The following is a 15,194-nucleotide window of genomic DNA, read 5'->3' on the forward strand; positions in this document are numbered from 1 at the left end:
GGCCGACCCGGCGGGGACGTCGCCTCCGACGACCCCGGCGTCGGCTCGCGCACGGTGCTGCTCGACGTCGAGGGCATGACCTGCGCCTCGTGTGCGATGCGCGTCGAGCGCAAGCTCGGCAAGCTGCCCGACGTCAGCGCGACCGTCAACTACGCCACCGAGAAGGCCCGGGTCGTCGCCCCGGCCGAGGTCGACGACGAGCAGTTGCTCGCCGCCGTCGCGGCCGCGGGGTACTCCGCGCGGCTGCCCGCGCCGGAGGTGCCCGTGACGGCACCCGACGACGCGGGCGACGGGGCGGGGTCGGGGGGCGCCTCCGGCCTCGACCCGCTCGTGCAACGCTTCGTCGTGTCGGCCCTGCTCGGACTGCCCGTCGTGCTGCTCTCGATGGTGCCCCCGCTGCAGTTCGAGAACTGGCAGTGGCTGACGCTCACGCTCGCGGCCCCGGTGGCCGTGTGGGGGGCGTGGCCGTTCCACCGGGCGGCGGCGGTCGCCGCGCGTCACGGCTCCGCCAGCATGGACACCCTCATCAGCGTCGGCGTGGCCGCGGCCTTCGGCTGGTCGCTCTGGGCGCTGTTCCTCGGTGACGCCGGCCGGCCTGGCCTGCACATGACCTTCTCCTGGTTCGCCACCGGCGACGGCCACGAGCTCTACCTCGAGGTGGCGGCCGCCGTCACCGTCGCCGTGCTCGGCGGCCGTGTCGCCGAGCACCGCGCCAAGCGCCGGTCGGGCGCCGCCCTGCGGGCCCTGCTCGAGCTCGGCGCGAAGGACGCCTCGGTGCTGCGCGACGGCACCGAGACCCGCGTCCCGACGAGCGCCCTCGTGCCCGGCGACCTCGTCGTCGTGCGCCCGGGCGAGGCGATCCCGAGCGATGGGCTCGTGCGCGACGGCGCGTCGGCCGTCGACCTCAGCGCCTTCACGGGCGAGTCGGTGCCCGTCGAGGTGGGCGTCGGCGACCGGGTCACCGGTGCGACGCTCGTCGTCGGGGGCCGGCTCGTGGTCGAGATCACGAAGGTGGGCCACGACACCGAGCTGGCCCGGCTGGCACGGCTCGTCGACGAGGCGCAGACCGGCAAGGCCGACGTGCAGCGCCTGGCCGACCGCGTCTCGGCCGTGTTCGTGCCCGTCGTGCTCGTGCTCGCCCTGGCGACGCTCGTCGGGTGGCTGCTCGTCGGCGGCACCGTCGAGCAGGCCTTCACCGCTGCGGTTGCGACGCTGATCATCGCCTGCCCGTGCGCCCTCGGCCTCGCCACCCCGACCGCGCTGCTCGTCGGGACCGGTCGCGGGTCGCAGCTCGGCATCCTGATCAAGGGACCGGAGGTGCTCGAGCGCACCCGCACCGTCGACACCGTCGTCCTCGACAAGACCGGCACCGTGACCACCGGGCACATGACGCTGCAGCGCGTGGTCCTGGCCGACGGGACCGCGCCGACGGCCCCGGGCGGCGCCGGTTCGACGGCACTGGCCGTCGGTGGCCCGGCGGCTCTGGCCGACGGTGGCTCGGCGGCTCTGGCCGACCGTGGCTCGGCGGTACTGTCCGCCGGTGGTTCCACGGCTCCCGCCGCTCCCGCCGCGAGCGGTTCCGCGGCTCCCGCCGAGAGCGGCGGAGTCGTCGCGGGCGCCGACCGGCCGGCCGCACGCGACGCCCTGCTCGCCCTCGCGGCAGCCGCCGAGTCCGGGTCCGAGCACCCCGTCGGCCGCGCCGTCGTGGCCGGCGCCCGAGAGGCCGGCGTCGCCGTACCCGACGCCACCTCCTTCCGTGCGCACGCCGGAGACGGTGTCGAGGCGCTCGTCGACGGTGGCCTGGTCGTCGTCGGCAAGCCCGCCTGGGTGACGTCCTCGTGGTCGGTCGACGTGCCTCCTGCCCTGGTCGACGCCGTCGGTGCGACCGCCCGGGTCGGTGAGACGGCGGTCGTCGTCGCTCGCGACGGAGCAGCCCTCGGGGTCGTCGTGGTCGCCGACACGGTCAAGCCGGAGGCCGCGGACGCCGTCGCGCGGCTGCGGCGACTCGGGCTCGAGCCCGTACTGCTGACCGGCGATGCCGAGGGTGCAGCACGTCACATCGCCGGCCTCGTGGGCATCGACACCGTCCATGCCGGTGTCACGCCCGCCGGAAAGCTCGAGACCGTGCGGCGGCTCCAGGCCGAGGGGCGGGTCGTCGCCATGGTCGGCGACGGGGTCAACGACGCGGCCGCCCTGGCCGCGGCCGATCTCGGCATCGCGCTCGGCACCGGGACCGACGCCGCCCTCGCGGCGAGCGACCTCACCGTGGTGAGCGGCGACCTCCGCGGCGTCGTCGACGCGGTACGGCTCTCCCGAGCGACGCTCGGCACGATCAAGGGCAACCTCTTCTGGGCGTTCGCCTACAACGTCGTCGCCCTGCCGGTCGCGGTGCTCGGCTTGCTGAACCCCGTGCTCGCGGGCGTCGCCATGGCGGCGTCGAGCGTCTTCGTCGTCACGAACAGCCTGCGGCTGCGGGCCTTCCGACCCGGGCGCTGACACGAGGGGACCGTCCAGCCGGGCACCGGACCCGCCCTGACGGTGTCCACGACACGCGGAGGGTGCGGCCTCCGACGTGCCGAACGTGGACGGTCTCGCTCTGACGGTGTCCACGACCGGCGGGTGCCGCGTCCTCCGACCCGCATGTCGTGGACACCCGGCGGCCAGCGCCCAGTGCCCAGTGCCCTCGCACCCAGCGCCCGCGCACCCGGCGGCCGGCGGCCGCTCACCGGAGACCGGCACCAGGTCGGCGGGCTGGCCGCTCGGCGCTGGCTGCCGGACGTGTCCGGCCCCGTGTGCCTACCGTGGGGGGCCAGCCCCGCCGGCCGGGCGGGCACGAGCGACGGGAGAACCCATGAGCCACGCAGCCGACATGATCCGCACCCACCCCGAGGACCTCACGGGCACCGACGCCGACGCACTCGCAGCGGCGATCGAGGCCTGCTTCGACTGTGCCCAGACCTGCACCGCCTGCGCCGACGCGTGCCTCGGCGAGGACATGGTCGCGGAGCTGCGCCACTGCATCCGCACCGACCTCGACTGCGCCGCCGTCTGCCTCGCCACCGGTCAGGTGCTCTCGCGCCGCACCGGGCACACGACCGAGGTCCTCCGCACGCTCGTCGAGGCCTGCCTCGCGATCTGCCGCAGCTGTGCCGAGGAGTGCCGCGGCCACGCCGAGATGCACGAGCACTGCCGCGTGTGCGCCGAGGCCTGCGAGCGTTGCGTCACCGCCTGCGAGGCGCTGCTCGCCACGCTCTGATCCACCGCGGCTGGGGCTGGGGCTCCGGCTGCGTCTGCCCGGGTGCTCGACCCCGACGCCTGGCCCGGCTCGGGTGCTCGACCCCGACGCCTGGCCCGGCTCGGGTGCTCGACCCCGACGCCTGGCCCGGCCCGGGTGCTCGACCCCGACGCCTCGCCCGGCCCGGGTGCTCGGCCTCGACGCCCGGCCCGGACGCCGGGGTAGCCGGAGCTCGCCGCGGCGTCGGTACCTCGCCTCCGTGGGGTCCGTGTGCTGACGCGGGGTCAGCCTCCTGGAGCCGAGTCGCAGGAACCGCGCATCGGTGGTGGGCCCGTTGCCTGGGCGGGGTTCCTCGGCCGAGGGGTGGTTCGCGTCCTGCTGTCACGCGCGGGCCGCTGCGGCGGGAGCGCGAGCCGGGGCCCGGCGCCGATCAGGCGCCCTGGCCGCCCTGCCCGCCACGGGCGGCCGCGGCGTGCTCGGCGTCGGCGACGAAGCGCTGCACCGTCGCGGTGTCGATCTCGGTGCCCCCGCCGCAGTACGCGCAGGTGATGACGTGCTTCGTCGAGAACGGGAAGAGGGGCAGGAAGAACAGCGTGAACCAGCGCTTGCGCTCGACGAGGCGCTGGGCGGCCTCGTGACCGCAGATGCCGCAGACGTAGGCGAGGACGCCGAGCACCTTCGCCGTGCCCTTGGTGCCGAAGATGATCATGAGGTCCCCCGTCGTGGGCCGGTGCGGTCGCCGGACCAGCGCAGCCTAGCCGCGGGACCCTCTGGTCAGAACGCGTAGCGGATCCGGCACCACGGGATCTCCTCCGCGACGAGAGCCCGGAAGCGGTCGACCGCCTGCGCCTTGAGGTCGCGGCGGTACCGCACGTTGACGGCGCCGTTCTCGCTCACCTTCTGCTCTTGCAGCTCGGGCCGCCAGAGGAGCTCCTCCGCCTTGGGGTGCCACCCGGTGTTGACCTCGTGCAGGCGCTCGTTGTGCGTGAGGAAGATCACCTCGGCGGCCATCTGCGCCTTGGCGCGCTCGCCGAGGACGTCGTCGAGCTGGCTGAACAGCTCGCGCCAGTCGTCGACCCACGTCGGCGTGAGCACGACCGGCGAGAAGTTCACGTGCACCTCGTACCCGGCCTCGACGAAGTCGTCGATCGCCGCGATCCGTTCGGCCATCGGCGAGGTGCGGATGTCGGTGACCTTCGCCGTCTCGGCGGGCATGAGCGAGAAGCGGATGCGCGTGCGGCCCAGGGGGTCCCAGTCGAGCAGGTCGCGGTTGACCCACTTCGTCGCGAACGACGCCTTCGCGGTCGGCGTCATGCGGAACAGGTCGCAGAGGTCGCGCACGTTGTCGCTGATCGTCGCGTCGACCGAGCAGTCGCTGTTCTCGCCGATGTCGTAGACCCACGCCTCGGGATCGCACTGGTTCGGCTCGGTCTTCGGCCCGCGCTTCTGCACGTGCCGGGCGACGTGCCGGCCGATCTGGTCGATGTTGGCGAACACCGTGACCGGGTTGCTGTAGCCCTTGCGGCGCGGCACGTAGCAGTACGAGCAGGCCATGGCGCAGCCGTTGGCCGTCGACGGGGCGATGAAGTCGGCCGAGCGCCCGTTGGGCCGCGTGACCAGGGACTTCTTGACGCCGAGCACGAGCGCCTCGGTCTTGATGCGCACCCAGCGCGGCACGTTGGCCTCGTCGCCGTGCACCTCGGGCACGAGCCAGTGGGACTCGATCGGCACGATCTCGGCCTCGGGCCAGCGCGCGACGACCTCGGCCCCGCGCGGCAGCTCGAGCGCCGCCGGCTCGGCGTAGATGCGCCGCACCTGCAGCAGGGGGCGCGGGGCGGTGCGGAGCATGCTCCCTGTCTACCCGGGACCACCGACGCTGCGGTCCGCCCGGCCGGGGTGCACCGGGCAGCGCAGGAGGCAGCAGCGCAGGAGGCGCGGGACGGCAGGAGGCCGCACCTCGCGTTGTCGCTCCTCCACAACGGATCCGTCGTCCCGATGTCGGCGCCGCTGCACGGTGCGACCCGCGCCGTGCTGCACAGTGGTACCCATGACCGTTTCCTCGACCGCTCCCGCGGCCCCCGTCGTCCTCGCCGACCGGATCGCCCGCACCGGCGTCGCCGCCGACGTCGCCTGGATCACCGCCGGCGCGGCCCTCACCGCCGTGCTCGCCCAGGTCGAGGTGCCGCTCTGGCCCGTGCCGATCACGGGGCAGACCCTGGCCGTCGTGCTCGTCGGCGCCACCCTCGGCCTGCGCCGCGGTGCCCTGTCGATGGTCCTCTACGCGGTGGTCGGCCTCCTGGGCGCTCCCGTCTTCTCGGGGGGCCAGGGCGGCCTCGCCACCCTCGCGACGCCGAGCTTCGGCTACGTCGTCGGCTTCATCGGCTCCGCCGCCCTCGTCGGCTGGCTCGCCGAGCGTCGCTGGGACCGCCGCTTCGGCCTCGCGGCCCTGGCCTCCCTGGCCGCGACGGCGCTGCCCTTCGTGGTGGGCCTGCCCTGGCTCGCCGTGGTGCTCGGCCAGCTGGGCGCCCCGAACGACCTCGGTGCGGTCCTGCAGGCCGGGCTCTACCCGTTCGTCGTGGGCGGCCTCATCAAGGCGCTCATCGCCGCCGGAGTGCTCCCCCTCGCCTGGCGCGCGCTCGGCCGGGGCGGTCGCGACTGACGCCGCACCTCCTGCGCCACCCCGACGCCCCCGAGCCCTCGTGCTCGGGGGCGTCGTCGCGTCCGCCCGCCCGTGCCCGTGCCGCCCGCGCGTCCGTACGCCCGAAGCATCGAGGTGACGCGAAGTGCGGTCCCCCGGGCCGGGAGGCAGCAGTTCAGGTCACATCGTGCGTGCGTGCGTGCGTGCGTGCGTGCGTGCTCTGGGCGAGGGGCCTGGTGATCGAGGTGACTCGAAGTGCGGTCTCGTGGGCGTGGAGGCCGCAGTTCGGGTCACCTCGTGCGCGGGGAGGCCGCACGGGCGGGCCGCGCCCCGCGCGTCAGGCGGCGGGGCCGAGCAGCACGGCGAGCAGGCAGGCCGCACCGCCGACGATGAAGGCGGCGGTGCCGAACTGCATGGTGAGGGTCTTGTTCTTGTCGGCGACGGGCACGCTCACCTCGAGGATCGGGCAGCCCGACCAGCCGATGAGCCCCACGCTCAGCGCGACGATCCCCGCTCCCACCCAGAACAGCCAGGCGAGCCCGGTCGAGAGAAGCGCGGGCCGCCACCCCGACGACAGCAGCAGCCCCGTGGTCACGGCCACGGACCCGACGGCGGCCATGAACCAGAGGGTCCCGGTCCACATGATGCGCTGGAGGTTCTGTTCGTTGGTCATCAGGTCGTGGGTCACCACGACATCCTTCACCCTCTGCACGTTCCGTGCGACCACCGGGCCCCGAGGCGCGCTCAGAGGGTCACGGAGCCCGCGACGACCGTCGTGGTCGCCCCTCCCACCCAGACCGTCCCGTCGGCCTCGCGCCGTACCTCGACCACGCCCGCGCGCCCGACGCGGCTGCCCTGCGTCGCGGTGTACCGCTCGGGCGCCCGCCCCTCGCGCAGCAGCCACTGCGCGACGGACGCGTTGAGGCTGCCGGTGACCGGGTCCTCGGGCACGCCGATCCCGGGCACGAAGGCGCGCACCTCGACGTGGTGCGGCGAGCCGGCCGCGTGCCGTCCGACGACGCCGAGGCGCAGGTCGCCGGCCCCTGAGCCCGCGAAGTCGGGCTCGAGGGCGAGGACCTCCTCGGCCGACGCCAGCTCGACGGCGGCCCAGCCGGGCCCGTTGTCGACCCACTGGTGCCCGACGACGGCCGAGGCCGGCACCCCGAGCGCCGTGACGGCGCGGGCGAGGAGGTCGTCGTCGAGGGGGCCGCTGCGGACGGTGGGCGGCGCGGCGAAGGCGAGGCGCGCCTCCTGCCCCTCGCTGCGGCGGAGGCCGACGAGGCCGGCCGCGCACTCCTGCACGGGTGCGGCGGGGTCGCGGGGCGCGCCTCCTGCCCCGAGCCACGCGTGGGCGGAGCCCAGCGTGGGGTGCCCCGCGAACGGCAGCTCGCCGCCGGGCGTGAAGATGCGCAGCCGGTAGTCGGCGTCGGGGTGCGTGGGCGGCAGCACGAAGGTGGTCTCCGAGAGGTTCGTCCAGCGCGCGAACGCCGCCATCGTCTCGTCGGTGAGGCCCTCGGCGTCGAGCACGACGGCGACCGGGTTGCCGCCGAGCGGCTCGGTCGAGAACACGTCGACCTGGGCGAAGCGGCGGGGGCGGGGGAGCGTCATGCCCCGATGCTGCACCCACGGGGGCAGGAGGCACGGGGCGCCCCGCCGGGTCCCGGTCGCGCGACGGGGCGCCCGCCAGGTCACGGTCGCGCAACGAGGCCCCGCCCGGGGGTCGCGCTACCGGGTAAGGACAGGCTAACCTCAGTTCCGTGAGCACCCCCGATCAGCCCCGACCCGCGTCGCTCGACGCCGTCGGCGTCACGGTCGCGTACGACGGCACCGACGTCGTCCACGCCGCCGATCTCGCCCTCCGCCCCGGCCGCGTGACCGCCCTGGTGGGCCCGAACGGCTCGGGCAAGTCGACCCTCCTGCGCTCCGTCGCCCGGCTGCAGGCGGTCCGTAGCGGGTCCGTGCAGCTCACCGAGGGCGGCGAGGTGCTCGACTGCGCCGACCTGTCCCCGCGCGACTTCGCCCGCCGCGTCGCCCTGCTCACCCAGGGCCGCCCCACTCCGGGCGGGCTCAGCGTGCGCGACGTCGTCGAGTTCGGCCGCTACCCGCACCGCGGGCGCTGGGGCCGCACCGACCCCGACGGGGCCGCCGCCGTCGACCGTGCCCTCGAGCTCACCGGCGTCGCCGGCTTCGCCGACCGCGGCGTCGACCAGCTCTCCGGCGGCCAGCTGCAGCGCGCCTGGCTCGCCAGCTGCCTCGCGCAGGCCACGGGCGTGCTGCTGCTCGACGAGCCCACCACCTACCTCGACCTCCGCTACCAGGTCGAGCTGCTCGACCTGGTGCGCGACCTCGCCGACCAGGGCGGCATCGCCGTCGGCGTCGTGCTGCACGACCTCGACCAGGCCGCGGCCATCGCCGACGACGTCGTCGTGCTCGACGCCGGCCGGGTCGTCGCCGCGGGCCGCCCGGCCGACGTGCTCACCACCGAGCTGCTCAGCGAGGTGTGGGGCATCCGCGTCGAGGTCGACGTCGACCCGTGGACCGGGTCCGTCCGCACCCGCGCCGTCGGACGCCACCACGCCCGCGGGCAGCTGCCGCAACCCCTGCACGCCTAGCCGGGGGCGGTGCGGGCGAGGAGGCCCGCGCGGCAGCCAGCAGCCGGCAGACGGCAGGGTGCGGCAGCCGGCACGCAGGCCGCGCCCCGCCCCTGACCGCCAGCGCACCCGCCGCCACGACCACCGCCACCTCGCCACGCCGGACGAATCGTCGGGTCCGTGCCGCGCCTCCTGACCCGCCCAGCGCGCCACCCGGCGCGCCGCACCTCACCCGGCGCGCCGCACCTCACCCGGTGCCCAGCACCCCGCCCGGCGCGCCGCACCCCGCCCCGGGACCGCTCCCACGACCACTCGCCCCCAGACGCCCCCACCACCACCGAAAGGCACCACCCATGACGAAGACGCGCACCCTCGCCGTCGCGGCCCTCGCCGCGGCGACCGCGCTCGGCCTCGCGGCCTGCGGCACCACCGAGGCCCCCGACGACGCCTCCGCGACCGGCGGCTCCGGCTCCGCCGGCGGCTCGATCACCCTCACCGACGGCGCGGGCGCCGAGCTCACCCTCGACGGCCCGGCCACGACCGTCGTCGGCACCGAGTGGAACGTCGTCGGCGACCTCGTCTCCCTCGGCGTGGAGCCCGTGGGCGTCGCCGACGTCGAGGGCTACCAGGCCTGGTCCGCGGCGGTGCCGCTCACGGGCGAGCCGACCGACATCGGCACGCGCGGCGAGCCCAGCCTCGACACGGTCGCCTCGCTCGCCCCCGACCTCATCGTCGCGACCACCGACCTGCCGGCCGACGCCGTCGCGCAGCTGCGCGACATCGCCCCGGTGCTCCAGGTCGAGTCGGCCGACGCCTCGGCGCAGATCGACCGCATGATCGGCAACCTCGAGCTCATCGCGCAGGCGACCGGCACCGAGGACGAGGCCGAGCAGGTCGTGCAGGAGTTCCGCGACACCGTCGAGGACGGCAAGGCGCAGCTCGAGGAGGCCGGCCTGGGCGGCACCCCCGTGGCCTTCGCGGACGCCTACGACGACGCCGGCCAGGTGAGCGTCCGGCCCTACGTGGCGGGCTCGCTCGTCGGCGACGTGAACACGGAGCTCGGCCTCGTCGACCCATGGGACCTCGAGGGCGACGCCGCCTACGGCCTCGCCTCGACCGACGTCGAGGGGCTGACCGCGCTGCCCGACGACACGCGCCTCGTGTACGCCGCGAACGACGTGCTCGGCGACCCCTTCGCCGACACGCTCGCCGACAACGCCGTGTGGACGTCGCTGCCGTTCGTGCAGGACGACCACGTCGTCCGCATCACCGACGGCATCTGGATGTTCGGCGGCCCCGCCTCGATGACGGCGTACGTCGAGGCCCTCGTCCCCGCCCTCACGAAGTAGCCGCCGCGTGACCGCCACCGCCGCACGCCCCGAGACGCGCGTCGCCCCGCCGGGGCCGACCCGTGCCTCCGGACCCGTGCTCGCGGTGGCGGTCGCGCTCGCGGTCGCCGTCGCCCTGCTCGCCGTCGTCGACGTCACGCAGGGCACCGCCGACGTCGGGCCGGCCGAGGTGTGGAGGGCCCTGCTCGGGCAGGCGAGCGCGGGCGACTCGTCGGTCGTCGTGGCGTCGCGCCTGCCGCGCATGCTCGCGGGCCTGCTCGTCGGGGTGGCGCTGGGAGCCTCCGGTGCCGCGCTGCAGACGGTGAGCCGCAACGTGCTCGCCTCGCCCGACACCCTCGCCGTCAACGCGGGCGCGTACGCGGCGCTGGCCGTCGCCTCGGTGACGGGCCTCGTGCTGCCGGTGCTCGCCTCGGGCGCGGTCGCGTTCGTCGGCGGCCTCGCAGCGGCCGCGGTGGTGCTCGCGCTCTCGGGGCTGGGCCGGACCAGCCGGTCGGGAGGCGCGGACGCCGGAGCCGGCACCATCCGCCTCGTGCTCGCCGGCAGCGCCCTCGCGCTGGGGCTCGCCTCGGTGACGAGCGCTCTGCTGCTGCTCTTCCCGCGGCAGACCGAGGGGCTGTACCAGTGGGGCCAGGGCAGCATCTCGCAGAACGGGCTCACGGCCGTGGCGCAGATGGCACCGGTCGCGGTCGTCGCCCTCGTCGCGCTGCTGCTGCTGTCGCGTCGGCTCGACGCGCTCGGCCTCGGCGACGACGCCGCCCGCAGCGTGGGCGTGCGCGTGCGCTCGACCCGCGTGCTGACCCTGCTCGCCGCCGTGCTGCTGTCGGCCGCGGCCGTGACGGTCGCCGGGCCGGTCGGGTTCGTCGGCCTCGTCGCGCCCGCGATCGTCCGGGGGCTCAGGAGGTTCGCCCCGGCCCTGGTGCGCACGGTCGCGGCCGTGCCCGTGGCCGGCCTCGTGGGCGCCGCGCTCGTGCTGGGCGCCGACGTGGCGCTGCGGGCCACGGTCGGCGCGCAGACGTCGGTGCAGGTGCCGACCGGCATCGTGACGTCGCTCGTCGGTGCGTTCGTGCTCGTGGTGCTCGCGTTCCGGGCCCGCGACCGGGCTGCCGCGGCCCCCACCGAGCGCCACCCCGTCGTCGGGCGGGGGCGGGCGCTCGCGGTCACGGCCGTGCTCGTGGCGGTGCTGGTCGGCCTGGTGGTCGCCTCGGTGCTGCTGGGCGACGCGAAGCTGCTGCTCGGCGACGTCGTCAACCACCTCACCGGTCGCTCGGGCCGCGTCGTCAGCTACGTGCTCGACACGCGCGTGCCACGGGTCGCGGCAGCGGTGCTCGCGGGGGCGGCGCTCGCGCTGTCGGGCACGCTCGTGCAGGCCGTGACGCGCAACCCGCTCGCCGAGCCCGGCATCGTCGGCGTCACCGGGGGCGCCGGGCTGGGGGCCGTCGTGCTCGTCACCACGGTGCCGCTCGCCTCCGGCTGGGGCATCGCGGCGGCGGCCTTCGCGGGCGCGGCCGTGGCGTCGTTGCTGGTGTTCGGGCTCGCAGCGAGGGGCGGCTTCGCGCAGAACCGCCTCGTGCTCATCGGCATCGGCACGTCCACGGCGGCGACGGCCCTGGTGAGCCTGCTCATCGTGCTCACCGACCCGTTCAACGGCGCGAAGGCGCTGACCTGGCTGTCGGGCTCGACGTACGGGCGGACGTTCCCGGACCTCCTGCCCGTCGTCGTCGCCCTCGTCGCCGGGACCCTCGTGGCCGCCGCGTCGACCCGTCGCCTCGACCTCGTCGCCCTCGACGACGACACCCCGCGGCTGCTCGGGCTGGCGCTGCCCGCCCAACGGCTCGGGCTGCTCGTCGTCGCCGTGGTGCTCGCCGCCGCGTCGGTGACGGCCGTCGGCGTCGTCGCGTTCGTCGGCCTCGTCGCACCGCACGCGGCCCGCGCCCTCGTGGGCAGGAGGCACGCCCGCGTCGTCCCCGTGGCGATGCTGCTCGGAGCGTCGCTCGTCTGCCTGGCCGACGTGCTCGGGCGCACCGTGATCGCCCCCGCCCAGCTCGGCGCCGGACTGCTCACCGCCGTCGTCGGCACCCCGTACTTCGTCTGGCTGCTCTGGCGGGCGCGCGGCTGAGGGGCGGGGGCGGGTGGCCGGTCTCGCGCGGGTGGTGCGGCTCGCGCGGCTGGCGCCGGCCGCGCGGCTGGCGCGGCTGGCGCGGCTGGTGCGGCTCGGCGGGCGGGTGCGTCGTCGGCGGGCGTCCGTGGTGGCCCGGGTGCGACGGACCCGCTCGCCTTCGCAGGGCGGAGGCCCGGCCTGCGGCAGCATGGAGGGCATGGACGACGACGTGAGCCCCGAGGTGCGCGTGGTGCGGAGCGACGACCCGGAGGCGCGGCGCCTCGTCGACGCCGGCTGGCGGCCCGTCGGCGAGTCGTGGGGTGCGCGCCTCCGGCTGGGCGAGCCTCCTGAGCTGGCGCCGCTGCGGGCGCTCGTCGCCCGGGCGGTCGAGGCGGGCTGGTCGGTGCGCGAGCTCGAGGCGGCGGACGACCCGGCCGTCGTCGCCCACGAAGCTGCCACGCGCGACGACTACCCGGTCACCCCGGCGACCGAGCCCGACGTGGTCACGGCGGAGGGTCTCCAGGAGCTGCGCGCCGAGGGGCACCGCGCCTTCGGTGCCCTCGACGCCCGGGACGCGCTCGCCGCGGTCACCGTCGTGGGCCGCCGCCCCGACCGGGTCGAGACGCTCTGGACGTCCGTGCGCCGCGAGCACAGGAGGCGCGGCCTGGCCGCGGCGGTCAAGGCCGCGTCCGTCGTGGCGCTGGCCGGCGAGGGCGCCCGCGTCTTCGGGACCGGGGGAGCACAGGTCAACGCGGCCGCGCTGGCGGCGAACGCACGCCTCGGCTACCTCGTGGAGGAGCGGTGGCTCAGCCTCCGGCAGACCTGACGAGCCTTCACGTCGGGACGGGCGCGCCGTAGGATGGCGGGACGCCGATCGAGGGAGACCGATCATGACCACCGCCCTCGTCGCCCTCGCCCTCGTGGCCCTCGCCGTCGTCGCGGTCGTGCTCCTGGTCCGTCGTGAGCGCCGCGCGGCCTCGCTCGCCGCCCGGCTCGACGCCGCCGACGACGGCTCGGGCCTGCGCGAGCACGCCGACGCCACCCGCCAGCAGGAGGCCCACCGCGGCCAGGCTGGCGGCCTCTCGATGGGCGGCGCGGAGCAGAACTCGGCCGGTTGGTGAGCGGTCTCGCGCCACTGTCCTGACGGCGAACCAGTCAGCTGCCTGGTTCGGCGTCAGGCGGGTGGCTCGGGGTGGCGGGCGAAGGACGCCGTGCCGTCGGGCCCGCCGACGGGTGATCCCCGGCCGAGGCGGGTGGCCGCGCGGGCGGGCGGCGGCCCCGGGCGCGCACCACGGCCTCCGCTCGGCCAGACTCCGGTGAGGACGACGGAGGGCGGACCACATGGAGCGCACGGGGCAGGCCGAGGGCACGCCCGCCGGCGGACCGGGGCCAGCGCGCACGCCCGCGGCCGGGCCGACCACCGCGGGTGCGCACGCGAGGGTGCCGGGGCCAGCGGGCACGACCGCCTGGGCCGAGGCGACGGCCGCCACCAGGAGGCTCGTGGCCGAGGGCGAGGAGGTCCGGTTCTCGACGCAGCTCGCGATGCTCCTGATCGCCGCCTTCTTCACGCTGCTCGCGGTGCTGATCACCTCCGGCGGCTCCGTCCGGCCCGAGGAGATCGCCCAGGTGGCCCTCACGGGGGCCGCGACGGTGCTCGGCCTGATCCACTGGCTGGCGAGCCGCCGGACCGGCGTGCTCGTGCCGTTCCTGGGCGTGCTGTCGCAGGCGCACCTCGCCCCGCTCGACGCGGAGCAGCGGCGGTCCTTCGCCCGCGCCGTACGGGGCCGCGAGGCCGACCCCGGCCCGGCCGCCCCGCTCGTGCTCGCGCAGCTCGACCTCGCCGCGCGACGGGACCGGTCCACGGTCCGCAGCCTCCTGGTCGCCGGGCTCGCCGTGCTCGGGGCCGCGATCGGGTCGAGCCCCTGGCTCGTCGCGCTCGTCGTGGCCTGCGCGGCGTTCATGGTCGTGATGGTGTCGGTCGAGCGGCGGTGGCACCGTCGTGCTCGCGTGCGGTCCGAGGCGGCACTGGCGCGTGCCTCCTGACGGCTGCCGCCGGCCTCGGCACCGCGTTCTTCGCTCGGCACCGCGAACTCCTGCGGTGCCCAGCGAAGGACGCGGTGCCGAGGTGGGCGCGGGCGTGGTGGGCGCGGGCGCGGTGCCGAGCTGACCGCTCGGGCGGGTGACCGCCGCGCGGGCCCGCACGCCGGGGCGGCCGCGCGGGGGCGAGCCGCGCCTCCTGCGCTCAGGGGCGGAGCGCCGCACGCCGCAGCGGCACCGCCCGCGGCACCCAGCACCGCACGGCCGCCCGGTAGCGCCGGAACTCGTCGCCGAAGCGGGCCTCGAGATCGGCCTCCTCGAGGGGGCGGATCACCACGTGCCAGACGACCCCGCCCGCGAGGGCGTAGGCGACGACGAGCCACGACCCGAGCACCAGCCCGACGCCGACGCCCTGCGCGATGCCCGCCACGGCCATCGGGTTGCGGACGAGGCGGTACGGGCCGGCGAGCACGAAGCGGTTCGGCATCGCCGACGGCAGCGGCGTGCCCGCGCCGAGCGTCGACATGACCGCGGCCGCCCACAGCCCGAGCGCGCTGGCCGCGACGAGCACGGCCGCCCCCGCGACCCCGGCTGCCCCGGCGACCCCGGCACCGCCCGCGACGGCAGCGGTGCCCGCCGCGCCCGAGCCCGCACCGGCCCCCGCCGCGTCAGCGCCCGCACCCGCGAGGAACGGCAGCGACAGGCGCCAACGGTCCTCGAGCGCCGCGAGCACGAGCGGCACGACGACGAGCGCCGCACCCCAGAAGACGACGATCTGCGCGGCCGTCGTCAGCACGTGGCGACGAGCCCGGGCGGTGGCGTCGGCGGGGCGGAACGCGAACGGTCCGCTCGCGATCCACGCCGTCGGCACGCGTCCCCACAGCACCAGGCACAGCGCGAGCACCGATCCGACGGTCGCGCCCGCCATGAGCAGCACGCCGACGCCCGCCTCGCGCGTCACGGTCGCCCAGCACGCGAGGCCCAGGGCGACGAGCGTGGTCCAGCTCGTGGCGACGACGGCGGCCGGGCGGAGGCCCGCGGCGGCCAGGGCGGACGCTCCCACGAAGAGCGGCAGGTCGAGCGCGGCGACGGGCACGGGGTCGAGGCTGCCGAGCGTGGCCGTGCGCACGGCCGGCACGAGCGCGACGAGCAGCCACCACGCCGCCCCGGCCGCGGCCTGCACCGCGAACCACGCCCTCCCCCAGCCCATGGACGCACGGTAGCAGCGGGGCGGGCGGTGCCCGGC

Annotated in this window: 14 protein-coding genes; 9 read left to right on the forward strand and 5 right to left on the reverse strand. The window is 76.4% G+C overall.

Translation table 11 applies throughout. The features are described from left to right. Window positions 1-75: 75 nt before the first annotated feature. Both ACYVHQ_RS06995 and ACYVHQ_RS07000 read left to right on the forward strand, forming a co-directional pair. Window positions 76-2,496 carry a heavy metal translocating P-type ATPase gene (locus ACYVHQ_RS06995; protein ID WP_460511873.1) on the forward strand — a complete coding sequence of 807 codons (2,421 nt, stop codon included), beginning with the start codon at window positions 76-78 and terminating at the stop codon, window positions 2,494-2,496. Window positions 2,497-2,851: 355 nt separating this feature from the next. Continuing rightward, window positions 2,852-3,256, forward strand: a complete 405-nt coding sequence (locus tag ACYVHQ_RS07000) for a four-helix bundle copper-binding protein (RefSeq protein ID WP_460511490.1) — start codon at window positions 2,852-2,854, stop codon at window positions 3,254-3,256. 409 nt (window positions 3,257-3,665) lie between these two features. Here the strand turns inward: ACYVHQ_RS07000 and ACYVHQ_RS07005 are convergent, their stop codons facing one another. Then, window positions 3,666-3,944: a zinc-ribbon domain-containing protein gene (locus ACYVHQ_RS07005; protein WP_460511492.1), complete on the reverse strand. Its 279-nt coding sequence runs from the start codon at window positions 3,942-3,944 to the stop codon at window positions 3,666-3,668. 65 nt (window positions 3,945-4,009) lie between these two features. Then, a complete protein-coding gene (locus tag ACYVHQ_RS07010) occupies window positions 4,010-5,083 on the reverse strand; it encodes a spore photoproduct lyase family protein (protein WP_460511494.1) in 1,074 nt (357 codons plus the stop codon). 199 nt (window positions 5,084-5,282) lie between these two features. Here ACYVHQ_RS07010 and ACYVHQ_RS07015 point away from each other — a divergent pair, with 199 nt between their 5' ends. Continuing rightward, the gene (locus tag ACYVHQ_RS07015) at window positions 5,283-5,894 is read left to right on the forward strand and encodes a biotin transporter BioY (protein WP_460511496.1); all 612 of its coding nucleotides are present in this window, start codon (window positions 5,283-5,285) and stop codon (window positions 5,892-5,894) included. 316 nt (window positions 5,895-6,210) lie between these two features. Here ACYVHQ_RS07015 and ACYVHQ_RS07020 read toward each other — a convergent pair whose 3' ends face one another. Further along, complete coding sequence (locus ACYVHQ_RS07020) at window positions 6,211-6,561, reverse strand: hypothetical protein (protein WP_460511498.1); 351 nt, start codon at window positions 6,559-6,561, stop codon at window positions 6,211-6,213. A gap of 56 nt (window positions 6,562-6,617) precedes the next feature. Beyond that, entirely contained in the window at window positions 6,618-7,481 is an 864-nt protein-coding gene (locus tag ACYVHQ_RS07025; protein ID WP_460511500.1) for a PhzF family phenazine biosynthesis protein, read from the reverse strand. 149 nt (window positions 7,482-7,630) lie between these two features. Between ACYVHQ_RS07025 and ACYVHQ_RS07030 the strand changes: the two genes are divergently transcribed. The 6 genes from ACYVHQ_RS07030 (at window position 7,631) to ACYVHQ_RS07055 (ending at window position 13,954) form a co-directional block, all read left to right on the forward strand. Continuing rightward, the gene (locus tag ACYVHQ_RS07030; protein WP_460511502.1) at window positions 7,631-8,485 is read left to right on the forward strand and encodes an ABC transporter ATP-binding protein; all 855 of its coding nucleotides are present in this window, start codon (window positions 7,631-7,633) and stop codon (window positions 8,483-8,485) included. Between the two features lie 332 nt (window positions 8,486-8,817). Beyond that, window positions 8,818-9,813: an iron-siderophore ABC transporter substrate-binding protein gene (locus ACYVHQ_RS07035; protein ID WP_460511504.1), complete on the forward strand. Its 996-nt coding sequence runs from the start codon at window positions 8,818-8,820 to the stop codon at window positions 9,811-9,813. A 7-nt stretch (window positions 9,814-9,820) separates the two neighbouring features. After that, on the forward strand, window positions 9,821-11,929 hold the full coding sequence (locus tag ACYVHQ_RS07040; RefSeq protein ID WP_460511506.1) for an iron ABC transporter permease: 2,109 nt from the start codon (window positions 9,821-9,823) through the stop codon (window positions 11,927-11,929). Between the two features lie 199 nt (window positions 11,930-12,128). After that, entirely contained in the window at window positions 12,129-12,737 is a 609-nt protein-coding gene (locus ACYVHQ_RS07045; protein ID WP_460511508.1) for an acetyltransferase, read from the forward strand. A gap of 64 nt (window positions 12,738-12,801) precedes the next feature. Beyond that, window positions 12,802-13,032 carry a hypothetical protein gene (locus ACYVHQ_RS07050; RefSeq protein WP_460511510.1) on the forward strand — a complete coding sequence of 77 codons (231 nt, stop codon included), beginning with the start codon at window positions 12,802-12,804 and terminating at the stop codon, window positions 13,030-13,032. Window positions 13,033-13,252: 220 nt separating this feature from the next. After that, a complete protein-coding gene (locus tag ACYVHQ_RS07055; RefSeq protein ID WP_460511512.1) occupies window positions 13,253-13,954 on the forward strand; it encodes a hypothetical protein in 702 nt (233 codons plus the stop codon). A gap of 199 nt (window positions 13,955-14,153) precedes the next feature. On the opposite strand, the gene ACYVHQ_RS07060 is transcribed toward ACYVHQ_RS07055, so the two are convergent. Then, entirely contained in the window at window positions 14,154-15,158 is a 1,005-nt protein-coding gene (locus ACYVHQ_RS07060; RefSeq protein ID WP_460511514.1) for a methyltransferase family protein, read from the reverse strand. Window positions 15,159-15,194: the final 36 nt, after the last annotated feature.

Source organism: Frigoribacterium salinisoli (genome assembly GCF_054781095.1).